This is a genomic window from Rhodococcus rhodochrous (genome assembly GCF_900187265.1).
GTDB classification, from domain to species: Bacteria; Actinomycetota; Actinomycetes; order Mycobacteriales; family Mycobacteriaceae; genus Rhodococcus; species Rhodococcus rhodochrous.
In genome coordinates this window covers 2,222,963-2,242,664 of record NZ_LT906450.1, presented here as the reverse complement: position 1 = coordinate 2,242,664, position 19,702 = coordinate 2,222,963, and the positions used below count along the sequence as shown (strand labels likewise).

General features: G+C 68.6%; 23 protein-coding genes. 12 read left to right on the top strand and 11 right to left on the bottom strand.

Translation table 11 applies throughout. From position 1 onward, the window contains the following. Positions 1-122 precede the first annotated feature (122 nt). Entirely contained in the window at positions 123-788 is a 666-nt protein-coding gene (locus CKW34_RS10255; protein WP_059381292.1) for a potassium channel family protein, read from the top strand. A 25-nt stretch (positions 789-813) separates the two neighbouring features. Continuing rightward, positions 814-1,467 (top strand): potassium channel family protein, encoded by a 654-nt coding sequence (locus CKW34_RS10250; RefSeq protein ID WP_059381291.1) that lies wholly within the window; start codon positions 814-816, stop codon positions 1,465-1,467. 40 nt (positions 1,468-1,507) lie between these two features. On the opposite strand, the gene CKW34_RS10245 is transcribed toward CKW34_RS10250, so the two are convergent. Beyond that, the gene (locus CKW34_RS10245) at positions 1,508-2,260 is read right to left on the bottom strand and encodes a DUF3159 domain-containing protein (protein WP_059381290.1); all 753 of its coding nucleotides are present in this window, start codon (positions 2,258-2,260) and stop codon (positions 1,508-1,510) included. Between the two features lie 77 nt (positions 2,261-2,337). Further along, positions 2,338-2,712, bottom strand: a complete 375-nt coding sequence (locus tag CKW34_RS10240) for a DNA-binding protein (protein ID WP_059381289.1) — start codon at positions 2,710-2,712, stop codon at positions 2,338-2,340. 183 nt (positions 2,713-2,895) lie between these two features. Between CKW34_RS10240 and CKW34_RS10235 the strand changes: the two genes are divergently transcribed. Next, a complete protein-coding gene (locus CKW34_RS10235; RefSeq protein WP_179161700.1) occupies positions 2,896-3,627 on the top strand; it encodes an alpha/beta fold hydrolase in 732 nt (243 codons plus the stop codon). A 12-nt stretch (positions 3,628-3,639) separates the two neighbouring features. Here CKW34_RS10235 and CKW34_RS10230 read toward each other — a convergent pair whose 3' ends face one another. Together CKW34_RS10230 and dut are read right to left on the bottom strand one after the other, a co-directional pair. After that, complete coding sequence (locus CKW34_RS10230; protein ID WP_059381287.1) at positions 3,640-4,485, bottom strand: DUF3710 domain-containing protein; 846 nt, start codon at positions 4,483-4,485, stop codon at positions 3,640-3,642. Between the two features lies 1 nt (position 4,486). Beyond that, positions 4,487-4,957, bottom strand: a complete 471-nt coding sequence (gene dut / locus CKW34_RS10225; protein ID WP_059381286.1) for a dUTP diphosphatase — start codon at positions 4,955-4,957, stop codon at positions 4,487-4,489. Between the two features lie 126 nt (positions 4,958-5,083). Here dut and CKW34_RS10220 point away from each other — a divergent pair, with 126 nt between their 5' ends. Then, on the top strand, positions 5,084-5,536 hold the full coding sequence (locus CKW34_RS10220) for a DUF3093 domain-containing protein (protein ID WP_059381285.1): 453 nt from the start codon (positions 5,084-5,086) through the stop codon (positions 5,534-5,536). A 149-nt stretch (positions 5,537-5,685) separates the two neighbouring features. Here the strand turns inward: CKW34_RS10220 and CKW34_RS10215 are convergent, their stop codons facing one another. Continuing rightward, positions 5,686-5,988 (bottom strand): DUF4193 domain-containing protein, encoded by a 303-nt coding sequence (locus tag CKW34_RS10215; RefSeq protein WP_006551346.1) that lies wholly within the window; start codon positions 5,986-5,988, stop codon positions 5,686-5,688. Positions 5,989-6,349: 361 nt separating this feature from the next. Here CKW34_RS10215 and cei point away from each other — a divergent pair, with 361 nt between their 5' ends. Then, on the top strand, positions 6,350-7,033 hold the full coding sequence (gene cei, locus CKW34_RS10210) for an envelope integrity protein Cei (protein WP_059381284.1): 684 nt from the start codon (positions 6,350-6,352) through the stop codon (positions 7,031-7,033). A gap of 87 nt (positions 7,034-7,120) precedes the next feature. Here cei and CKW34_RS10205 read toward each other — a convergent pair whose 3' ends face one another. Beyond that, entirely contained in the window at positions 7,121-8,014 is an 894-nt protein-coding gene (locus CKW34_RS10205; RefSeq protein WP_059381496.1) for an inositol monophosphatase family protein, read from the bottom strand. Between the two features lie 101 nt (positions 8,015-8,115). Here CKW34_RS10205 and ppgK point away from each other — a divergent pair, with 101 nt between their 5' ends. Then, complete coding sequence (ppgK, locus tag CKW34_RS10200) at positions 8,116-8,901, top strand: polyphosphate--glucose phosphotransferase (protein ID WP_059381283.1); 786 nt, start codon at positions 8,116-8,118, stop codon at positions 8,899-8,901. A gap of 134 nt (positions 8,902-9,035) precedes the next feature. Beyond that, positions 9,036-10,403 carry an RNA polymerase sigma factor gene (locus tag CKW34_RS10195; RefSeq protein WP_059381282.1) on the top strand — a complete coding sequence of 456 codons (1,368 nt, stop codon included), beginning with the start codon at positions 9,036-9,038 and terminating at the stop codon, positions 10,401-10,403. Positions 10,404-10,488: 85 nt separating this feature from the next. Here CKW34_RS10195 and CKW34_RS10190 read toward each other — a convergent pair whose 3' ends face one another. The 3 genes from CKW34_RS10190 to CKW34_RS10180 are packed head-to-tail and all read right to left on the bottom strand — an operon-like array spanning position 10,489 to position 12,585. Beyond that, positions 10,489-11,703, bottom strand: a complete 1,215-nt coding sequence (locus CKW34_RS10190) for a cation:proton antiporter (protein WP_059381281.1) — start codon at positions 11,701-11,703, stop codon at positions 10,489-10,491. 9 nt (positions 11,704-11,712) lie between these two features. Next, a complete protein-coding gene (locus CKW34_RS10185) occupies positions 11,713-12,195 on the bottom strand; it encodes a cation:proton antiporter regulatory subunit (RefSeq protein ID WP_059381280.1) in 483 nt (160 codons plus the stop codon). A 9-nt stretch (positions 12,196-12,204) separates the two neighbouring features. After that, the gene (locus CKW34_RS10180; RefSeq protein WP_059381279.1) at positions 12,205-12,585 is read right to left on the bottom strand and encodes a DUF952 domain-containing protein; all 381 of its coding nucleotides are present in this window, start codon (positions 12,583-12,585) and stop codon (positions 12,205-12,207) included. Positions 12,586-12,843: 258 nt separating this feature from the next. Here CKW34_RS10180 and CKW34_RS10175 point away from each other — a divergent pair, with 258 nt between their 5' ends. After that, a complete protein-coding gene (locus CKW34_RS10175) occupies positions 12,844-13,038 on the top strand; it encodes a DUF7455 domain-containing protein (protein WP_059381278.1) in 195 nt (64 codons plus the stop codon). Between the two features lie 76 nt (positions 13,039-13,114). Here CKW34_RS10175 and CKW34_RS10170 read toward each other — a convergent pair whose 3' ends face one another. Then, the gene (locus tag CKW34_RS10170; protein WP_059381277.1) at positions 13,115-14,842 is read right to left on the bottom strand and encodes a DEAD/DEAH box helicase; all 1,728 of its coding nucleotides are present in this window, start codon (positions 14,840-14,842) and stop codon (positions 13,115-13,117) included. Positions 14,843-15,053: 211 nt separating this feature from the next. Between CKW34_RS10170 and CKW34_RS10165 the strand changes: the two genes are divergently transcribed. Continuing rightward, complete coding sequence (locus tag CKW34_RS10165) at positions 15,054-16,400, top strand: YihY/virulence factor BrkB family protein (protein ID WP_059381276.1); 1,347 nt, start codon at positions 15,054-15,056, stop codon at positions 16,398-16,400. Here the strand turns inward: CKW34_RS10165 and CKW34_RS10160 are convergent. Next, complete coding sequence (locus tag CKW34_RS10160) at positions 16,373-16,609, bottom strand: DUF3039 domain-containing protein (protein WP_006551335.1); 237 nt, start codon at positions 16,607-16,609, stop codon at positions 16,373-16,375. The genes CKW34_RS10165 and CKW34_RS10160 overlap by 28 nt on opposite strands. Before the next feature lie 73 nt (positions 16,610-16,682). On the opposite strand from CKW34_RS10160, the gene CKW34_RS10155 reads away from it, so the two are divergent. From CKW34_RS10155 to CKW34_RS10145, 3 genes are all read left to right on the top strand, one after another. Further along, entirely contained in the window at positions 16,683-17,042 is a 360-nt protein-coding gene (locus tag CKW34_RS10155) for a DUF3099 domain-containing protein (protein WP_059381275.1), read from the top strand. Positions 17,043-17,079: 37 nt separating this feature from the next. Then, on the top strand, positions 17,080-18,558 hold the full coding sequence (locus tag CKW34_RS10150) for a DUF7782 domain-containing protein (protein WP_059381274.1): 1,479 nt from the start codon (positions 17,080-17,082) through the stop codon (positions 18,556-18,558). A 168-nt stretch (positions 18,559-18,726) separates the two neighbouring features. After that, the gene (locus CKW34_RS10145) at positions 18,727-19,689 is read left to right on the top strand and encodes a sigma-70 family RNA polymerase sigma factor (RefSeq protein WP_016692730.1); all 963 of its coding nucleotides are present in this window, start codon (positions 18,727-18,729) and stop codon (positions 19,687-19,689) included. The last annotated feature ends 13 nt before the right edge of the window (positions 19,690-19,702 follow it).

Sequence of the window (19,702 nt, the reverse complement as noted above, 5' to 3'; positions counted from 1 at the left end):
TTCCGGCCCCGAAGTACCCCTCGGCCGGGTCACGACCTGTCGAAGATCGTCACGCGGTACCGTTCGGATCGGCGGTCCGCTGCGGTCCGTCTCGGAAAGATCGACCGGAACGGAGTCCACGGGTGTACGTGGTGGTGATGGGGTGCGGTCGGGTCGGTTCGGCGGTGGCCACCGCTCTCGTCCGGCTCGGTCACGAGGTCGCGGTCATCGACCGCGACGAGAGCGCGTTCGGACGACTCGGTCCCGATTTCCCCGGGCACACCGTGCTCGGCATGGGCTTCGACCGCGAAGTTCTGATCTCCGCCGGCATCGAACGAGCCGACGCCTTCGCGGCGGTCTCGTCCGGCGACAACTCGAACATCATCTCGACGCGCGTGGCCCGCGAGACCTTCGGCGTCGAACGCGTCGTCGCGAGGATCTACGACGCCAAGCGGGCCGCGGCGTACGAGCGGCTCGGCATCCCCACCGTGGCGACCGTGCCGTGGACCACCGACCGTTTCCTGCATGCGCTCACGCACGACAGCGAGACCGCCCGCTGGCGCGACCCCACCGGATCCGTCGCCATCGCCGAGGTGAACGTGCACGAGGGATGGGTCGGACGACGCGTCACCGACCTCGAGGAGGCCACGGGTTCGCGCGTCGCGTTCCTGATCCGGTTCGGCACCGGGCTGCTGCCCGACCGCAGGACCGTGCTGCAGGCCGACGATTCCGTCTACATCGCGGCCGTGTCCGGTTCGGTCTCGGAGGCGATCACGCGCGCCGAGAACCCGCCGGTCGACGAGAACTGACCCGTCCACCCGAGAGGAAGCCCACATGAAGGTGGCGATCGCCGGCGCCGGCGCGGTGGGGCGCTCGATAGCGCGGGAACTGCTGCGCAACGCCCACGAGGTGATGCTCATCGAACGCAAGCTCGACCACGTCGAACCCGAGTCCGTGCCGGACGCGACGTGGGTCCACGCCGACGCCTGCGAACTCAGCTCGCTCGAATCCACCGGACTCGAGCAGTACGACGTCGTGATCGCGGCGACGGGCGACGACAAGGCCAATCTGGTCCTCAGTCTGCTGGCGACCACCGAGTTCGGTGTCCCGCGGGTCGTGGCCCGCGTCAACGATCCCCGCAACGAGTGGTTGTTCGACGAATCGTGGGGTGTGGACGTCGCGGTGTCCACGCCGCGCATGCTCGCAGCGCTCGTCGAGGAGGCCGTCACCGTGGGCGATCTGGTGCGGCTGATGACGCTCCGCAAGGGTGCGAACCTGGTGGAGATCACTCTGCGCGACACCACCGCTCTCGCCGGGAAACCGGTTCGGAAACTGGAACTGCCGCGCGATACGACGCTGGTGGCGATCCTGCGCGGCGGGCGTGTGATCGTCCCGCAGCCGGACGATCCGCTCGAGGGCGGGGACGAACTGCTGTTCGTCACGGCGGAGGACGTCGAGGACGATCTCCGGCAGGCGGTGAACCGCTAGTCGCGGAGGCAGTACCTACTGGTCGCAGAGCTTGTACCGACTAGTCGTGGAGTCTGTGCCGACCGGGGAATCGCTGCTCGTCGTGCGCGCCGTGTTCGTCGCGGGGTTTTTCGGACCGCGCCTCGTCCGCCCCAGGATCATCGGTAGGTGCGTCGTCGACCGATGCGTCGTCGGCCGTCGCCGCAGGCGGGGGTTCGACGATGCGGTCGGCGCGCCGGACCGCCCAGAGTGTCACGAGCAGGGCAAGCGCGGTCAGCGGCCAGCCCATACCGATCCGCGCCACCGCGAGCCAGCCGGTGCGGTCCTCGTCGTAGAGGTGGTTCTGCACGAGATAGCGGCCGAGGAAGACCAGGGTCCACGCGAGGGTCGCGACGTCGTATGCGCGTACCGCGGTGGGATGCGAGCGCCACCGCGATCCCTGGCCGTTGAGCATCCCCCAGATCACACCCACGAGCGGTCTGCGGACGAGCACGGACACCAGGAAAGCGCCCCCGTAGACCAGGCTCGCGTAGATCCCGAAGAGGAAGTATCCCTTCGCGTCGCCGGTGCGATGAGCGATGAAGGCACACAGGGCGACACCGAAGAAGCCCGAGATCGCGGGCTGGATCGGGGTGCGCTGGATCAGACGCCATACGAGGACCGCGAGGGCGACGCCCAGCGCGGACCAGATGGCGACGGTGAGACCCCACAGGCTGTTGACGGGGACGAACACCAGCACCGGCAGCGTCGAATAGATCAACCCGCTGATCCCACCGAGTTGTTCGAGCATCGTCTGCTGGTTGGTGTCGCTCACTCCTACGAGCCTGCCACATCCGGCACAGGGGTACGAGACCCTGCATGCACCAGGGGTACCCCTCGCGCTCGCCAGGGTCAGGCGGGCTCGCGCAACTCGTAGTAGGGGTTGTAGATCACCTTGCGTCCGCCGCGCTCGCCGACACGACCGCGGACCGTCAACGTACGCCCGGGTTCGATCCCCGGGATGCGCCGACGACCGATCCACACGAGCTGGATCGAATCGGTGCCGTCGAAGAACTCCGCCTCGACGACGGCGGCAGCAGCACGCGAACACGACTCGACACTGCGAAGACGTCCGTACATGGTCACTTCCTGACCGCGGGCGCATTCGACGACGGGTAGGGCGCCCGTGGAGTGCGAGGATTCGGCCATCTCCTCGGCATCGAGTTCTTCGATGTCCTCGGTGAGCCGCCGTGTGAGCCGACGCAGGTAGCCGGCCGGGGAAGCCATAACACGCTCCTGTACGGAAGGGGCACGGATCACGTGCCACCGGACTCTTCTTCGACCGCCACTGTAGACGCATTCTCGCCGGATACAAGTTGCACGATGCACACAGGCGTGCAGCTGTCGTTCGTCCTGCTGTGCGGGCAGGTGAGCGCGGTCTCCGGGGCCCGATGGGGCAGGATCGTCCGCATGTCCCACAGCGCATCCCCGGTCACTCCGACCGCCGGCACCGCGGTCGTGCTTCCCGGCACGGGTTCGGACGCATGCTTCGCCGACAAGGCGTTCGGCGCCGAACTCCGACGGCGGGGCATCACCCCGATCGCCGTCGATCCGGATCCGCGAGGTGTGGTGGCGAGCTATCTCGCCGCACTCGACGACGCGGCCGGAAACGGACCGATCCTCGTGGGAGGGGTGTCGATCGGAGCGGCCGTCGCCCTGAGGTGGGCATTCGACAATCCGGATCGGGTCGTCGGCGTCCTCGCGGCCCTACCTGCGTGGACCGGCGATCCGCGAGAGGCGCCGGCCGCCGCGAGCGCGCGGTGGACGGCCTCCGAGCTGCGCGAACACGGGCTCGCCGCGGTCACCGCTGCGATGACGGCATCGAGTCCGCCCTGGCTCGCACGGGAGTTGACGCGCTCGTGGAGCGCACAGTGGCCCGATCTCCCGTCCGCGCTGGACGAGGCCGCACAGTACCGAGCACTCGACGTCGAAGAACTGCGATCGGTGACCGTGCCGGTCGGTATCGCGGCCGCGGTGGACGACGCGGTCCATCCGCTCGAGGTGGGGCAGCAATGGGCGCGGGAGATCCCGCACGCGGAACTCGCGACGGTGACGCTCGGACAGGTCGGGGACGATCCCTCCGTGCTCGGGAGGCTGTGCCTCACCGCGCTCGACAGGATCGCCCCCGTCCCGAAACGATGATCGGAATCGGCCTCAGAAGCCGAGTTGCTGCATCGCCGAACCGGATTCGCCCCGGCGCGGCGGCGGGCTCGGCTGGGTGGGCGGGACCTGCTGCTGCGTCGGTTGGGCGGGCTGCGCCGGCGGAGCCGTCCGCGGAGCGGGTTGCGCCGGAACCGCGCCCTGCTGCTGAGCGGCGGCCTGTTGCTGCTGCGCCGCGACGAGCTGGCGGGTGAGTGCCTCGGGCAGCACGATCGGCAGCGGCGTACGGACCGGATGGGGCTCGGATCCGCGGCGGACGACGGTACCGGAGATCACCGACCGCGCGATCCGGACGAGTTCGGAGTCGGCTCCGGCGTTCCCGGATGGCGCCGCGACGACACAGCGGATCATCCAGCGGAAGCCGTCGACACCGATGAACCGGAGATCGGCGTTCGGAGTCCTGCCGTGGAGTTCACGCCCCCAGGGCCCCGATTCGATGCTGACCTCGGCGTTGTCGTTGCGCAGCGTCTCTGCGAGCTCGGCCGCGACCTCGCGCCACTGTCCCGGCGACTTCGGTGCGGCGTATGCGGAGACCGTGATGCGCCCGAACTGGGTCACAAGGTGGACGTTCTGCGGCGTCCCGTTCGGTGCCATCTCGACCTGGATCTGGCCACCGGCCGGCAGCGGGACGAGCACGGACCCCAGGTCCAGACGGGAATCGGTCACCGTCTCCTCGTCGACCTCGTCGATGTCGTACGGGCCGGAATCGGCCGCACTTCCGGTGGCGTATTCGTCGTAGTCCTCGTCGGAGGGCCCGTCGTACGCGCCGAGGTCGCCGGCGGATGCCGCGTCGGTCGTCTCGACGTTCGACCCGCGGTCCTTGCGGCGTCGTCCGAACATGTCAGGAACCCTCCTTCACGAGGCCGGCGTGCCCGCCGCTCGATCCGTATCCGCCGCTGCCCCGCGCGGTGTCGTCGAGCTCGTCCACTTCGACGAAGTCGACGAGTTCGACACGCTGGACGAGCAGCTGCGCGATGCGGTCGCCTCGGCGGAGTTCGACGGCGCGCTCGGTGTCGTGGTTGATCAGGCACACCTTGATCTCTCCACGGTAGCCCGCGTCGACCGTCCCGGGAGTGTTCACGACGGACAGGCCGAACTTGGCGGCGAGGCCCGAACGGGGGTGGATCAGGCCGACCGTGCCCACGGGCAGCGCGACAGCGATGCCGGTGCCGACGAGCGCCCGCTCCCCCGGGGCAAGGGTCACGTCGACCGACGTGCACAGGTCCACACCGGCATCACCGGGGTGGGCACGAGTGGGCACGGGGAGCTCCGGATCGAGCCGGCGCAGCGGTATCGGGGGAAGATCGGTCACGTCGTCCGAGACTACTCGCGTGCCGGGCCGCCCCACCGAGGCGACTATCCTTACGGTGTGTCCCGTTCCTCGCGCACCTCACCGACTACCCCTCCGACGGCCGACGCTCCGACCTTCTCGGAGCGGATGTGGGTGCCGTGGTGGTGGTGGCCGATCGGGCTCGGTGTGGCCGCTCTGCTCGCGGCCGAGCTGCACATGGGCGCCCCGGGGATGTACGCGTGGCTGCCCTACGTCCTTCTGCTCCCCGTCCCGATCTGGGTCCTGACCTGGCTCTCACGCAGCCGGGTCGAGGTGGTCGGCGGCGAACTCGTCGTCGGTCGCGCACATCTGCCCGTCGACGTGATCTCGCGGGGTGTGGTGGTTCCGGCATCGGCCAAGAGCGCCGCGATGGGACGCCAGCTCGATCCGGCAGCGTTCGTCCAGCACCGTCCCTGGGTGCGGACCATGGCACTCGTCGTGCTCGACGACCCGGAGGATCCGACTCCCTACTGGCTGGTGAGCACGCGGCGGCCTGCCGAACTGCTCGCGGCGCTGGGTTGCGACGAGTCGGGCCGCAAGGACGGCCGGACCGACAGGTAGGTAGGACCCCGGATACAACCGTGCCCCGGGTGCCGGGACAGCACAGGCTGCCGCGGCGCCGGGGCACGCACGAGGGAGACGCGGGTGACCACGGCGCACCGTCGTCACCCCGCCTCGTTTCGCACGTGGGTCCTCACGCTGCCCTATGCCTACGCGGCGCAGTCCCTGCAGATCATGACTCCGTTCTCCTCGCTCGCGAGCCTGCTCCGGTGATGCACCAGGAAACAGCTCGAGCAGGTGAACTCGTCGGCCTGCTTCGGGACGACACGCACCGACAGTTCTTCTCCGGACAGATCCGCCCCGGGCAACTCGAAGGACTCGGCGGTATCCGATTCGTCGACGTCCACCACCGCGGACTGGGCCTCGTTGCGCCGGGCCTTCAGTTCCTCGAGTGAATCCTCCGACACATCGTCGCTGTCGGTCCGCCGGGGTGCGTCGTAGTCAGTCGCCATTTCCTCTTACCTTCTAGTACTCGTACCGGTAGCCGGCCGGGACACGGACGGTGCTCCCGGCCAGGGCAACGCACGGCCGTCCGTTGGAGTTCCCGACGGGTGTGTCACTGCTGTGGCATACCCGAATTCACTCTGTTTTCGCGCCGCACCGTCCCTTCTTGGACGGTTCGGCCGCCGAACAATAGCCGACCGCACGCACGAATATGCAATCGATGCGCGGAAACGCCGGAAATTGTCTGGCAATCGTCATCAACAACACAACGACTCGTGACATTTCCTCGGGTCGGCGGTTCCACCGACCACGTCCGCGACCTCTACAGTGAGTGCGACGAACACGGCATGACACGAGAGGCAGGGCCGCGTGGTTTCCCTGATCACCGAAGGAAGCGCAACCGATGACCGCGGCCGCCCGTTCCGTCGGCGCCGGATGGTTCCGGCCGCCGTGGCGGGTGCCGTCCTCGCCGCCGCCACCATCGTCGTGTGGACCTCCGTGTTCACCTCGTCCGAGCCCGTCACGACCACCGTGGCATGCAACGCTCCCCCGACCGAGGCCACCGATCCCGAAGGCCCGCAGCCGGCGCCACTCGGCGAGGTCGTGGACCGATCGACGCTGCTCGAGGTCGAACCCGCTCCCCTGGCGGCCACCCGGGTCCGGGTCTACAACGCCAACGGCGAACGCGGCCAGGCGACGCATGTGGCCGCGCAACTGAGCGATTACGGTTTCTCGAGCCCGCCCGACGTGCAGGCCGGCAACGATCCGGTCTACGTCGACCAGAACATGCAGTGCCAGGGGCAGATCCGCTTCGGCGAGGCCGGGCGCGCGGCCGCATCCTCGGTGTGGTTGCTCGCCCCGTGCGCCGAACTGGTGCAGGACACACGCGAGGACGACACGGTCGATCTCGCGCTGGGGACCTACTTCCGGGACATCTCTCCCGGGGCCGACGCCGAGGAGGTCCTGCGGGCGCTGCGCGAGGTCCCGGTGGGCGAGCAGACGGCTCCGCTCGACCTCGATCTGCTCACGGCCGCACGCAATGCCCGCTGCTGAATCCGTATTCACAGACCGTGCATCCTGTTTTTCGTCACTATTGCGGTAAAAGGTGACGAACGGCAATTCCCCGATGCGACGAATCGGTCAATTCGGAATTGCGTCGAGCGCTCCGATTTCGGCGAGCAGAGTTTCGAAATCGGCGGCGATCCCCGGCGCGGCCGCGACCGTGAGCTCCCCGTCGTCCCCGGTGCCGCTCGGGACACGCACCACCGCACCGGCTTCCGCGGCGACGAGTGCCCCCGCCGCCCAGTCCCAGGGACCGAGTCCGTGTTCGTAGTGGGCGTCGACCCTGCCGGCCGCGACCATGCACAGGTCCAGGGCGGCCGCTCCTACCCGCCGGATGTCACGCACCCTCGGTAGCAACGCCGCCACCAGCTGCCCCTGACGCGCGCGCCGTGCCGGTGAGTACGAGAAGCCGGTCGCCACGAGCGCCAGTCGCGGATCCGTCACGGGATTGCATCTCAACGGCACCCGCGTGCCGTCGAGGTCCAGATGGGCACCGAGGCCCTCTGCCGCCGAGAACGTCTCCCCCGATGCGATGTCGACGACGGCACCGGCCACCGAGCGCCCGTCGACCCGTGCGGCCACCGAGACCGCCGAGGCAGGGAGTCCGTAGACGAAGTTGACCGTGCCGTCGATGGGATCGACCACCCAGACGACGCCGCCCGCGGCCGCCGACGTCCCGTGGTCGCTCCCAGTCTCCTCACCGAGGAAGGCGTCGCCCGGCCGCAGTTCCGCGAGCCGGCGCCGGATGAGTTCCTCGCTCTCGGTGTCGGCGGCGGTGACGGGATCGGTCGCCGTCGATTTCGTCCCGACACGGGCGGCCTCCCCCGAGCCCGGAGGACCGAACAGTTCGACCCGGCGTGCACGGACGTAGGACGCGGCCTCACGTGCGACGGTCACCGCCACGTCCCTCAGTTCGGACAACTCGGATTCGGGGAGTGTTCTCTGTGCGTGCACGAACCGATCCGAACACAGTGCCGACGGTTTCGCCACCGACCCCGCACCCGGCGACACCGGGCATTATCGTTTCCACACGAGCGGAGCAGCCGGCCCCACCCAGCGAGAGGAAGTACGCAATGGCACAGGACGTCCCCACGGACCGATCGACTCCCGCCAACCACGGATTCGGAGTCGACATCGGGGGAAGTGGCGTCAAGGGTGCCGTGGTGGATCTCGACACGGGTCGTCTGGTCGGCGACCGGATCAAGATCCTCACTCCGCAACCGTCCACTCCCGAGGCCGTGGCGACGACGGTGGCGCAGATCGTCGAGCAGGCCGGCTGGACGGGTCCCGTCGGCGTGACGTTGCCGAGCGTGGTCACCGGAGGCGTCGCCCGCACCGCCGCCAACATCGACAAGTCGTGGATCGGCACCGACGCCGGGTCCCTCTTCTCGCGGGTGCTCGGCGGTCGGGACGTCTCGGTGCTCAACGACGCGGACGCCGCGGGGATCGCCGAGGACCGCTTCGGTGCCGCCAAGGACACCGACGGCGTGGTCATCCTCCTGACCTTCGGCACCGGGATCGGTTCGGCCGTGCTGCACAACGGTGTACTGCTGCCCAACACCGAGTTCGGGCACATGGAGGTCGACGGCAAGGAAGCCGAACACCGCGCCGCCTCGTCGGTCAAGGAACGCAACGACCTGTCGTACAAGCAGTGGGCAAAGGAGGTCTCCCGTGTCCTCACCCGCTTCGAGGCTCTGCTCTGGCCCGACCTGTTCATCGCCGGCGGCGGCATCAGCCGCAAGCACGAGAAGTGGATCCCGCACCTGACCAACCGCACCCCGGTGGTCCCCGCCGAACTGCGCAACGCGGCGGGAATCGTAGGGGCTGCATATGCTGCGAAAACAGGTGTCACTCCCTGAGTCCGGCGCATCGGCCGCCCGAGGGATCGTTACAATGGTCCCCAGCAGGCCGGAACCGGCCCTCATCCCGACAGACCTCTCCGCCGGAATCACTCTGGCGCGACGCCGCACTACCTCGTCACGAAAGGGCGTACGTGGCAGCCACCGACATCCACACCGCTGATTCCGCCAACGAATCGGCACCCGCTGCGGGCGCTTCGAGCGTCGCAGGCGCTGCGGACTCCGCGGAGGGCACCGCTCCCGGTGCCAAGCCGCCGGCGAAGAAGACCGCTGCGAAGAAGGCCCCCGCGAAGAAGGCAGCCGCCAAGAAGGCTCCTGCGAAGAAGGCAGCCAAGAAGACCACCGCGAAGAAGGCAGCAAAGAAGGCCACGAAGGCTGCAGGTTCGGGCGACGAGGACTTCGACGCCACCGAGGAAGCGGACCTCGCAGACCTCGAGGTCTCGGAGGGTGATCTCGCCGGCGCCGAGGATGTCGCGGTCGAGGACGAGCCCAGCGAGAAGGACAAGGCCTCGGGCGACTTCGTCTGGGACGAGGAGGAGTCCGAAGCGTTGCGTCAGGCACGCAAGGACGCCGAGCTCACCGCCTCGGCCGACTCCGTGCGCGCCTACCTCAAGCAGATCGGCAAGGTCGCCCTCCTCAACGCCGAGGAGGAGGTCGAGCTCGCCAAGCGCATCGAGGCCGGTCTGTACGCGACCCACATGCTGCAGCAGCTGGCGGAGAAGGGCGAGAAGCTCCCCGTCGCCCAGCGCCGCGATCTGAACTGGATCTGCCGCGACGGCAACCGGGCCAAGAACCACCTGCTCGAGGCGAACCTCCGCCTCGTCGTCTCGCTCGCCAAGCGCTACACCGGCCGCGGTATGGCGTTCCTGGACCTGATCCAGGAAGGCAACCTCGGTCTGATCCGCGCGGTCGAGAAGTTCGACTACACCAAGGGTTACAAGTTCTCCACCTACGCGACCTGGTGGATCCGTCAGGCCATCACCCGCGCCATGGCCGACCAGGCCCGCACCATCCGTATCCCGGTGCACATGGTCGAGGTCATCAACAAGCTCGGCCGTATCCAGCGCGAGCTGCTCCAGGATCTGGGCCGCGAGCCCACGCCCGAGGAGCTCGCCAAGGAAATGGACATCACGCCGGAGAAGGTGCTGGAGATCCAGCAGTACGCGCGTGAACCCATCTCGCTCGACCAGACGATCGGCGACGAGGGCGACAGCCAGCTCGGCGACTTCATCGAGGACTCCGAGGCCGTCGTGGCCGTCGACGCCGTCTCCTTCACCCTGCTGCAGGATCAGTTGCAGTCGGTGCTCGAGACCCTGTCCGAGCGCGAAGCGGGCGTCGTGCGTCTGCGCTTCGGCCTCACCGACGGCCAGCCGCGCACCCTCGACGAGATCGGTCAGGTCTACGGCGTGACGCGCGAGCGCATCCGCCAGATCGAGTCGAAGACCATGTCGAAGCTGCGCCACCCCTCGCGGTCGCAGGTACTGCGCGACTACCTCGACTGACATCCTTCACGGACGAACGAGGGCCATCCGATCGGGTGGCCCTCGTTCCTCGTTCCGGGCCCGGGGGTTCCGGGCACGGGGGGCGCTAGAGAAGTTCCGGTTCGTCTCCTGGAAGACGTTGTCGTCCCTCGCGTCCGGGGAGCCGGGCGGACGCGAACCGCATCACCGGTTCGACGACCCGCGCGGCTACCGGACCGAGCACCGCGGTGATCATCACGTATGCCGACGCGATCGCCGCGAGGCGACTGTCGACGTGGCCGGAGGCGACGGCCAGCCCGGCGATCACGATGGAGAACTCGCCCCGGGCGATGAGTGCCGCGCCGGCGCGCGCCCGCCCCATCACGGCGATACCGTGCTGGGCCGCCGCGATCCATCCGGTGACGAGCTTCGTCAGCGCCGTCAGTACAGCCAGCAGGATCGCCCAGCCGAGCACCGGCGGTATCGCCGTCGGATCGGTGTTCAGTCCGAAGAAGACGAAGAAGATGGCGGCGAACAGATCGCGGAGCGGTTCGAGGACCCGGACCGCGTTGTGTGCCGTCGAACCGGAGATGGCGATGCCCAGCAGGAACGCGCCCACGGCCGCGGACACCTGCAGGGCCGACGCGATCCCCGCCACCAACAGCGCCGCGCCGAGCAGCTTGAGCAACAGGGTTTCCCGGTCGGGACTGTCGAGTACGACCGAGACGTAGCGCCCGTATCGCACCACCAGCACCAGCACCACGGTGACGACACCGAGCGAGATCGCGACGGCTTCGAGGCCGCCGAGCAGACTCACGCCCGCCAGGATCGCCGTGAGGACCGGGAGGTAGACGGCCATCGCGAGATCCTCGAAGACGAGGATCGACAGGACGACCGGTGTCTCGCGGTTGCCGAGGCGCCCCAGATCGGCGAGGACCTTCGCCACGATCCCGGACGACGAGATGTAGGTCACACCCGCGAGCACGAAGGCTCCGATGGGTCCGAGACCCAGGATCAACGCGACGGCGGCTCCCGGCACCGCGTTCAGAGCGAGGTCGATCAGGCCTCCGATCCGGGAGCGCCGCAGACCGCTGATCAACTCGTTCGCCGTGTACTCGAGACCGAGCAGCAACAGCAGCAGGACCACGCCGATCTCGCTGGCGATGTGACTGAACGCCCCGATGTCGCCGAGCTGGATGAAGCCACCGTTGCCGAAGCACAGGCCGCCGATCAGATAGAACGGGATCGGCGACATGCCGATCCGCGCCGCGAGCCGGCCGAGGACGCCGAGTCCGAAGAACACCGCACCCAGTTCGATGAGTGCGAGTGTCGTGGTGTCCATACCGCCGGATCAGCCGTTGCGCAGGATCCTGGCGGCAGCGTCGAGGCCGTCCGCCGTGCCGACCGCCACCAGGATGTCCCCGCCTGTGAGAACGAAGTCGGGTGTCGGGGACGGCATGACCTGGCCGGCACGCATCACCGCCACGACTGATACGCCGGTGCGGGTGCGCAGTGCGGTGTCGCCCAGGACCGCTCCGTCGAAGCGGGAGTCCTCGTGGATGTGGAGTTGGCGGGTGAGGATCCCGGGCAGGTCGCGGTGGTCCTCACGTAACTGGGCGACGAGCTGTGGGGCGCCGAGCAGATTGCTGAGCGTCGCCGCCTCCTCGACGGTGAGAGGGAGGGAGGCCGCACACGCGTCGGGGTCGTCCGCCTTCGAGATGATGAGGTCGCTGTGACCGTCCCGGTGGGTGATCACCCCGATGCGGCGCCCGGAGGCCAGTTCGAAGTCCTTGCGTACACCGATCCCGGGCAGCGGCGTCACGTCGACGATCATGCCGAAAGACTAGTCCTCCGGCCCGACCGCGTCCGGTCGCTCCCGGTCGAGGGGTGCGAACCGACCGTCCGGCCCCGGCAGGTAGGGCGTCACCTCCACCACGGCGTCGACGGGCAGCGGCCCGTAGAGATGGGGGAAGCGCATGGACTCCGGGTCCTCCGGCACGCCTGGTTCGAAACGGAGCGGGTCGACGAGGCGCGTCGCGTCGACGTGCAGCAGGAGGAGATCCGTGCGCCCCGAGTACAACCGGTCGGCAGGCAGGTGCACCTGGTGCGGCGTGGACAGGTGGACGAAACCCTGGGTTCCCAGGGAGTCCGGCGCGACCGCCCCGAGGGGCCGGAAGCGGTTCCAATCGTCACGGGTGATGATGTGCAGCAGGGTCTCGGTCATGGCGTCATTGTGCGTAGGACAGCCCGTCCGAGGCGTTCCGGGCACCCTCGGGCTCTGCGCTGTGAGCGAACACACGGTGCGGAAAACGGCCATGTCGCAGCGTTTTCGCTGTTGGATGCGTGAAACACGCCACCATTGGGCATCCAAGGGAACAACACGTGAATACGAATCGTCTGTCAGAGTAGATCCACCGCGCCGGCCGGTGCGGCGGACCAGACCCCGGCACCCGATATGAGCGGTGGCCAGTTTGGAGGAGTCATGCCCGGTACGTTGACCAGCCCGAAGTTGACCGCTGCAGATCGCTGCGATCGGTGCAATGCCGCCGCTCGTGTCCGCGCCGTCCTTCCGACCGGCGGAGAACTGTTGTTCTGCGGGCACCACGCGAACGAGCACACCGACCGCCTCCGTGAACTCGGAGCGACGATCGTGAACGAGTCCGACGCCACCGTGTGATCCGCCGTCCGGAACCCCGGTTCCGAGACCCGACCGAACGGGCGACCACCTTCGCGGTGGTCGCCCGTTCTCGTCGTCACCAGCTGCGCAGGATCGCGATCCGATCGCGCAGTTGCTCGGCGGTCGCCATCGCCGTCGGCGGACCACCGCACTGGCGACGCAGTTCGCCGTGGATCACCCCGTGCGGCTTCCTGGTCCGGTGGTGGACGACCGCGACGAGCGAGTTGAGTTCGCGACGGAGCTGGGCGAGGGTGTCGGCGGTCTCGACCCGCTCGGTCACCTGGGGCGGCGGCGTGGGTGCCGGTTCGGCCTTGGGCTTGTTCAGCTGCTGTTCCTGACGCTGACGCAGCAGCGCCCGCATCTGTTCCGCGTCGAGCAGACCGGGGAGCCCCAGATAGTCGGCCTCTTCGTCGGAACCGGCGAATGTCGCGGTGCCGAACGAGGATCCGTCGTAGATGACCTGATCGAGTTCGGCGTCCGCCCCGAGCGAGTGGTAGGCCTTCTCGTCCTCGCCGGGCTCGTCCTTGCGCCGGTTCGCGTCGGCGAGCAACTCGTCGTCGAAGCCCTCCTTGACCCGGTGCGGCTTGCCGAGGATGTGGTCGCGCTGGGCCTCGAGCTGGCTGGCGAGTTCGAGCAGCACCGGCACGGACGGCAGGAAGACGCTGGCGGTCTCCCCCTTGCGCCGCGACCGCACGAAGCGGCCGATCGCCTGCGCGAAGAACAACGGGGTCGAGGCGCTGGTCGCGTACACGCCCACCGCCAGTCGCGGGACGTCGACGCCCTCGGACACCATGCGCACGGCGACCATCCACCTCTGGTTGCCCTCGCTGAACTGCGAGATGCGGTCGGACGCGGTGGGATCGTCCGAGAGCACGACGGTCGGCATCTCGCCGGTGATCGCCTCGAGGATCTTCGCGTACGCCCGGGCGGTGGTCTGGTCTGTGGCGATGACGAGTCCACCGGCGTCCGGCATGCCGCCGGCACGCAGCTGCTGCAGTCTGGTGTTCGCCGCCCCCAGCACCGCGGGAATCCAGTCGCCCTGGGGGTCGAGGGCAGTCCGCCACGCCCGAGCCGTCTGCTCGGCGCTGAGAGGCTCTCCCAGCCGGGCGGTGAACTCCTCCCCCGCACTCGTGCGCCAGCGCGCCTCGCCCGAGTACGCGAGGAACACGACGGGGCGCACGACGCCGTCGGCGAGCGCGTCGGCGTAGCCGTAGGCGTGGTCGGCCTTGGACTGCAACAGACCGTCCTCGTTCGGCTCGTAGCTCACGAACGGGATCGCACTGTCGTCGCTGCGGAAGGGCGTACCGGTCAGCGCCAGACGACGGGTCGCGTCCCCGAACGCTTCGAGAATGCCCTCACCCCAGCTCTTCGCGTCGCCACCGTGGTGGATCTCGTCGAGGATCACCAGGGTGCGACGCGCCTCCGTGCGCACGCGGTGTTTGAACGGATGCGAGGCGACCTGCGCGTAGGTGACCACGACGCCCTGGTAGTCGCTCGACGTCTGCCCGGTGGAGTTCGTGAAGTTCGAGTCGAGCGCGATGCCGATGCGGGCAGCGGCACCCGCCCACTGGTGCTTGAGGTGCTCGGTGGGGGCGACGACGGTGATCTGGTCGACCGTCCGGTCGCGCAGCAGCTCCGACGCCACCCGGAGGGCGAAGGTCGTCTTACCGGCGCCGGGGGTCGCGACGGCGAGGAAGTCGCGCGGCTTCGTCGCGAGGTACTTGGTGAGGGCGCGGCGCTGCCAGGCACGCAGCTGGGCCACAGGGGCGGAGGTCGTAGCTTGTCCGACGGTTTCGGTGCTCACCGGTTTCTCGTGCTCCTTGTCCGCTTCGCTCGGGTCGGTCCCACCGCACTCGTCCGGGCGCCGACCGTCATGCAGCCTATCGTCTCGGAGCCCGCGAACCCGCCGAAGCCGCGGCGTCGGCGGGTTCTCCGAGGACTGCGTGGCAGAATTCGAGAGGCCCTCACCTGCCTGTGCGCGCACGCGAGCGTGTCATCAGGAATTCTGGAAGTAGATGAACGACACACCACGATCCCCCGCCCAGGCATCCTCCGGCCGCGTTCGCCGCGCGGTCGGAAAGGGCTGGAAGGTCGTCACCCACACCCTGTCGTCCGCCTGGGACCACTCGATCTTCAGCAAGGCGGCGACCGCGGCCTTCTGGCAGACCCTCTCGCTACCGCCGTTGGTGCTCGGTCTGCTCGGCAGCCTCGGGTACGTCGGTGGCTGGTTCGGTCCCGACACGGTGGAGATCATCACGTCGAAGACCGTCACCTTCCTCCGCTCGGTCTTCAGCGACAGCGTGGTCGACCAGATCATCGAGCCCACCGTCGAGGACGTCCTCCGGCGGGGGCGCGCCGACGTGATGTCGTTGGGCTTCGTGTTGTCGCTGTGGGCAGGATCGTCGGCGATCTCGACGTTCGTGGACTCCATCGTCGAAGCGCACCACCAGCAGGACCATCGTCACCCCGTGTGGCAGCGGATCTTCGGGCTGCTCCTCTACGTGGTCTTCCTGATCCTGGCGGTGTTCACGATGCCCCTCGTCGCGCTCGGACCCACCCTGATCGGCAGGTTGCTGCCCGACGCCTGGTTCGATGTCGGCTCACGGATCATCGACACCTTCTACTTCCCCGCGGTGGGCCTGCTCCTGCTGATCGGGCTGACGACCCTCTACAAGGTGGCGCTGCCCAAGTCGCTGCCGTGGCACCGACTGCTCGGTGGCGCGGTCCTGGCCGGGGTGTTCTTCCTCGCGTCGAGCGTGATCCTGAGGTGGTACCTGACGTGGGTCGCCGCCACGGGCTACACCTACGGCGCACTCGCCGCACCGATCGCGTTCCTGCTGTTCACGTTCTTCCTGGGTTTCGCCGTGGTCCTCGGAGCCGAGTTCAACGCCACGGTGCAGGAGTTCTGGCCGGCGCGCGCCACACGTCTGGAGCAGTGGCGGATCTGGCTCGCCGAGCAGTCGGCACGTGATCCGTCGCCCGACAGCGGGCCGGTGACGAACCTCACCCGCCGGTTGACGGGCTCCACGACCATCCGTCTGTCCGACCTGATCCGGCCCGGCGATCGCCAACCCGAGTCGTGGCCCATCGACGGGAAGCCCGCCGAGTCGGAGGCGGCATCCCACGACGACACGACACCACCCGACGACACGGCCTCGTGCGACGAGAAGGCCGGGCACGACGACAAGGCCGGGCACGACGACAAGGCCGGGCACGACGACAAGGCCGGGGGATCCGAAGTTCCCCCGGCCGAGACCGAACTTCCGCCGGTGGAGACGCTTCCGCCGGAATCACCCGACGCCGCGGCGGACGACGGGGTGTTCCACCAGGTGTCTCAGTCGCCCTTGCGCAAACCGTCGTAGACTTTCTTGCATTCGGGGCACACCGGCGAGCCGGGCTTCGGCGACCGGGTCACCGGAAAGACCTCACCGCACAGCGCGACCACATGGGTACCCATGACCGCACTCTCGGCGATCTTGTTCTTCTTCACGTAGTGGAAGAACTTCGGGGTGTCGTCGTCGGTCGTTTCGTCGGTGGTGGTATCCGGCCGTTCCTTGATATCCGTGCTCACGTGTCCATGATGCCGCACGGAAGGGCCGGATGCGTATGTGCGTGCGACGGCCCGGCGTGGGAAGGTGGAAGACATGGCGAGAACTCACGGTTTCGGCGGATCCCCCGAGAACGGATCGCCCGACAACCCGGTTCTGATCACCGCGGCGGAGACGTCGCTCGAGGATCAGCACCGAGCACGGGTTCGCAAGTACCTCACCATCATGTCGGTCCGCATCCCCGCCCTGCTGCTGGCGGCGATCGCGTACGGCGTATGGGCCAATCCCTGGATCTCGATGGCGATCATCGGGGTGTCGATCCCGCTGCCGTGGATCGCCGTCCTCATCGCCAACGACCGGCCGCCGCGCCGCAAGGACGAACCGAGCCGCTGGGACGGCCGCTTCGACGACGCCCCGGCGATCGAGTCGTCCCGACACCATGTGATCGACGGCTGAGAGGGACCCCCGACGGGGCGCTTGCGAGAATGTCGTGGTGGACCGCGACCTTCTCCTGTCTCTCTGCCCGGCTCTGCGCACCGCACTGATCCGGTGCCGCTACGACCTCGACACCGTGCGGGAACTGCTCGGACCCGAGGCGCACGCCGCCCTCGGACGCAGTGAACCCGTCCCCGCCCGGCGCATCGCGCGTGGCGCGGGCGATCTCGGCGTGCTCGTGCGACTGTTCCTCCTCCAGGACACCTGCCCCGAGGACGAGGTCGCGCAGGCTCTCGCTCCGGTGACGACGGAGCAGGCCGTGCAGGCGGGGCTCGTCGAACGCGACGGCGACGGCGTGCGGGCCGCTCTCGACCTGCGACCCCTCGACGCCGGGACCGGTAGCCGCTGGGTGCTGTCCGATCTCGACGGCTCGATCCGGCCCGCCCCGACCCGGCCCGATCACGTCCTCGGCGTCGGTCAGGCCTCCCTGTCGCTGCTGCAGGCCACCCCCACCGATCGGGTGGGTTCGGTGCTCGACCTCGGCACCGGTTGCGGGGTGCAGGCCATCCGCGCCGCGGACCACGCGGACGAGGTCACCGCGACCGACATCAATCCCCGTTGCCTGACCCTGGCCGCCGCGAGCGCCGCGCTGAACGAGATCGACATCGATCTTCTCGAAGGGTCGTGGTTCGAGCCGGTCGCCGGCCGGACCTTCGACCGCATCGTCGCGAACCCGCCGTTCGTGGTGAGCGCGGGACGCGTCGAGCACAGCTACCGCGACTCCGGTCTCGACCTCGACGGCGCCAGTCGGCTCATGATCTCGCAGGCCGCCGAGCACCTGAATCCCGGCGGCACCGCCGCGATGCTCGCGTCCTGGGTGCACGTCGAGGGTGAGGACTGGCGGGCGCGGGTCGCATCGTGGTTGCCGTCACACGGCGTCGACGCCTGGATCGTGCAGCGTGATGTGGCCGATCCCGCCCTGTACGTCGGGACGTGGCTGCGCGACGGCGACGCCGATCAGCGGGAGCCGGAGGTCGCGGTGCGCGCCGAGCAGTGGCTCGACCACTTCGAGGAGCACGGCGTCGAGGGCGTCGGGTTCGGGTTCGTCTACCTGCGCCGCACCGACCTGCCGTCCGACGTGATGGCCGAGGATCTGCGGCACGCGTTCACCGATGCGCTGGGTGACGAGGCGGTCGACTACTTCCGTCGCCTCGACTGGCTGCGTACGCACGAGGTGCTCGACGCCCGTTTCGCGGTGCGGCCCGATACGGCCCTCGAGCGGGTGCACCTGCCCGGTGAGGACGGGTGGGACCAGGTGGTCGTGCGGGTGCACCGTGGTGGCGGTCCGGCCTGGCAGCACGAGGTGGACGATCTCGCGGCCGCCCTGCTCGGCGGCATGCGCGCCGACGGTCTTCCGCTCGGGGATCTCGTGTCGCTGCTCGCGGCCGCGCACGGCGAGGACGAGGACGACCTCCTCACGCAATCGGTGGGCCTCGTGCACGGCTTGGTCCGGCACGGGTTGATCGAGCCCGTCTGACCCCCTTCGGGGCGTTCCTGAGGTTCCACGATTCGGTTCTCTCAGCAACTTCTCAGGAGCTCATCGGGTTAGTGCAGGTCAGCGCGGTGGTACTCGGAGACCGACGGGAACTCCACCGCTTCGCCGGTCGTTGAACCCTGTGAGACACCACCGATGAGGAGGCACGTCATGGCACGCCCCGAAACCACCGCTCGCTTCGATTCCGACCTCGACGGTCAGAGCCCCGCAGCCGATCTCGTTCGCGTCTACCTGAACGGTATCGGACGGACTGCTCTGCTCACCGCAGCCGACGAGGTGGAACTGGCCAAGCGGATCGAGGCCGGCCTGTATGCCAAGCACCTGCTCGAGACGAAGAAGCGCCTGTCGGCCGCGAAGAAGCGCGACCTCGCGATCATCGTTCGTGAAGGACAGGCCGCTCGCAGCCACCTGCTCGAGGCCAACCTGCGCCTCGTCGTCTCGCTGGCGAAGCGTTACACCGGACGCGGTATGCCCCTGCTGGACCTCATCCAGGAGGGCAACCTCGGTCTGATCCGCGCGATGGAGAAGTTCGACTACGCGAAGGGCTTCAAGTTCTCGACCTACGCGACGTGGTGGATCCGTCAGGCCATCACCCGCGGCATGGCCGACCAGAGCCGCACGATCCGGCTCCCCGTCCACCTCGTCGAACAGGTCAACAAGCTCGCCCGCATCAAGCGTGAGCTGCACCAGCAGCTCGGCCGTGAGGCGACCGACGAGGAACTCGCCAACGAGTCGGGTATCCCCGTCGAGAAGATCGCCGACCTGCTCGACCACAGCCGCGACCCGGTGAGCCTCGACATGCCCGTCGGCAACGACGAGGAGGCCCCGCTGGGCGACTTCATCGAGGACGCCGAGGCGACGTCCGCCGAGACCGCCGTCATCGCCGGCCTGCTGCACAGCGACGTCCGCAGCGTCCTCGCAACGCTCGACGAGCGCGAACAGCAGGTCATCCGGCTGCGCTACGGCCTCGACGACGGTCAGCCCCGCACCCTCGATCAGATCGGCAAGCTCTTCGGGCTCTCCCGTGAGCGTGTCCGCCAGATCGAACGCGAAGTGATGGCCAAGCTCCGCGAAGGAGACCGCGCCGAGCGTCTTCGCGCCTACGCCAGCTGACCGGGCGCGTCAG

What these genes read in the sequence shown, in the direction of transcription:
- CKW34_RS10250 (WP_059381291.1), top strand. Translation starts at nt 814, where the DNA reads ATGAAGGTGGCGATCGCCGGCGCCGGCGCGGTGGGGCGCTCGATAGCG.
- CKW34_RS10240 (WP_059381289.1), bottom strand. Translation starts at nt 2,712, where the DNA reads ATGGCTTCCCCGGCCGGCTACCTGCGTCGGCTCACACGGCGGCTCACC.
- CKW34_RS10235 (WP_179161700.1), top strand. Translation starts at nt 2,896, where the DNA reads ATGTCCCACAGCGCATCCCCGGTCACTCCGACCGCCGGCACCGCGGTC.
- CKW34_RS10230 (WP_059381287.1), bottom strand. Translation starts at nt 4,485, where the DNA reads ATGTTCGGACGACGCCGCAAGGACCGCGGGTCGAACGTCGAGACGACC.
- CKW34_RS10220 (WP_059381285.1), top strand. Translation starts at nt 5,084, where the DNA reads ATGTGGGTGCCGTGGTGGTGGTGGCCGATCGGGCTCGGTGTGGCCGCT.
- CKW34_RS10215 (WP_006551346.1), bottom strand. Translation starts at nt 5,988, where the DNA reads ATGGCGACTGACTACGACGCACCCCGGCGGACCGACAGCGACGATGTG.
- ppgK (WP_059381283.1), top strand. Translation starts at nt 8,116, where the DNA reads ATGGCACAGGACGTCCCCACGGACCGATCGACTCCCGCCAACCACGGA.
- CKW34_RS10190 (WP_059381281.1), bottom strand. Translation starts at nt 11,703, where the DNA reads ATGGACACCACGACACTCGCACTCATCGAACTGGGTGCGGTGTTCTTC.
- CKW34_RS10185 (WP_059381280.1), bottom strand. Translation starts at nt 12,195, where the DNA reads ATGATCGTCGACGTGACGCCGCTGCCCGGGATCGGTGTACGCAAGGAC.
- CKW34_RS10180 (WP_059381279.1), bottom strand. Translation starts at nt 12,585, where the DNA reads ATGACCGAGACCCTGCTGCACATCATCACCCGTGACGATTGGAACCGC.
- CKW34_RS10175 (WP_059381278.1), top strand. Translation starts at nt 12,844, where the DNA reads ATGCCCGGTACGTTGACCAGCCCGAAGTTGACCGCTGCAGATCGCTGC.
- CKW34_RS10165 (WP_059381276.1), top strand. Translation starts at nt 15,054, where the DNA reads ATGAACGACACACCACGATCCCCCGCCCAGGCATCCTCCGGCCGCGTT.
- CKW34_RS10155 (WP_059381275.1), top strand. Translation starts at nt 16,683, where the DNA reads ATGGCGAGAACTCACGGTTTCGGCGGATCCCCCGAGAACGGATCGCCC.
- CKW34_RS10145 (WP_016692730.1), top strand. Translation starts at nt 18,727, where the DNA reads ATGGCACGCCCCGAAACCACCGCTCGCTTCGATTCCGACCTCGACGGT.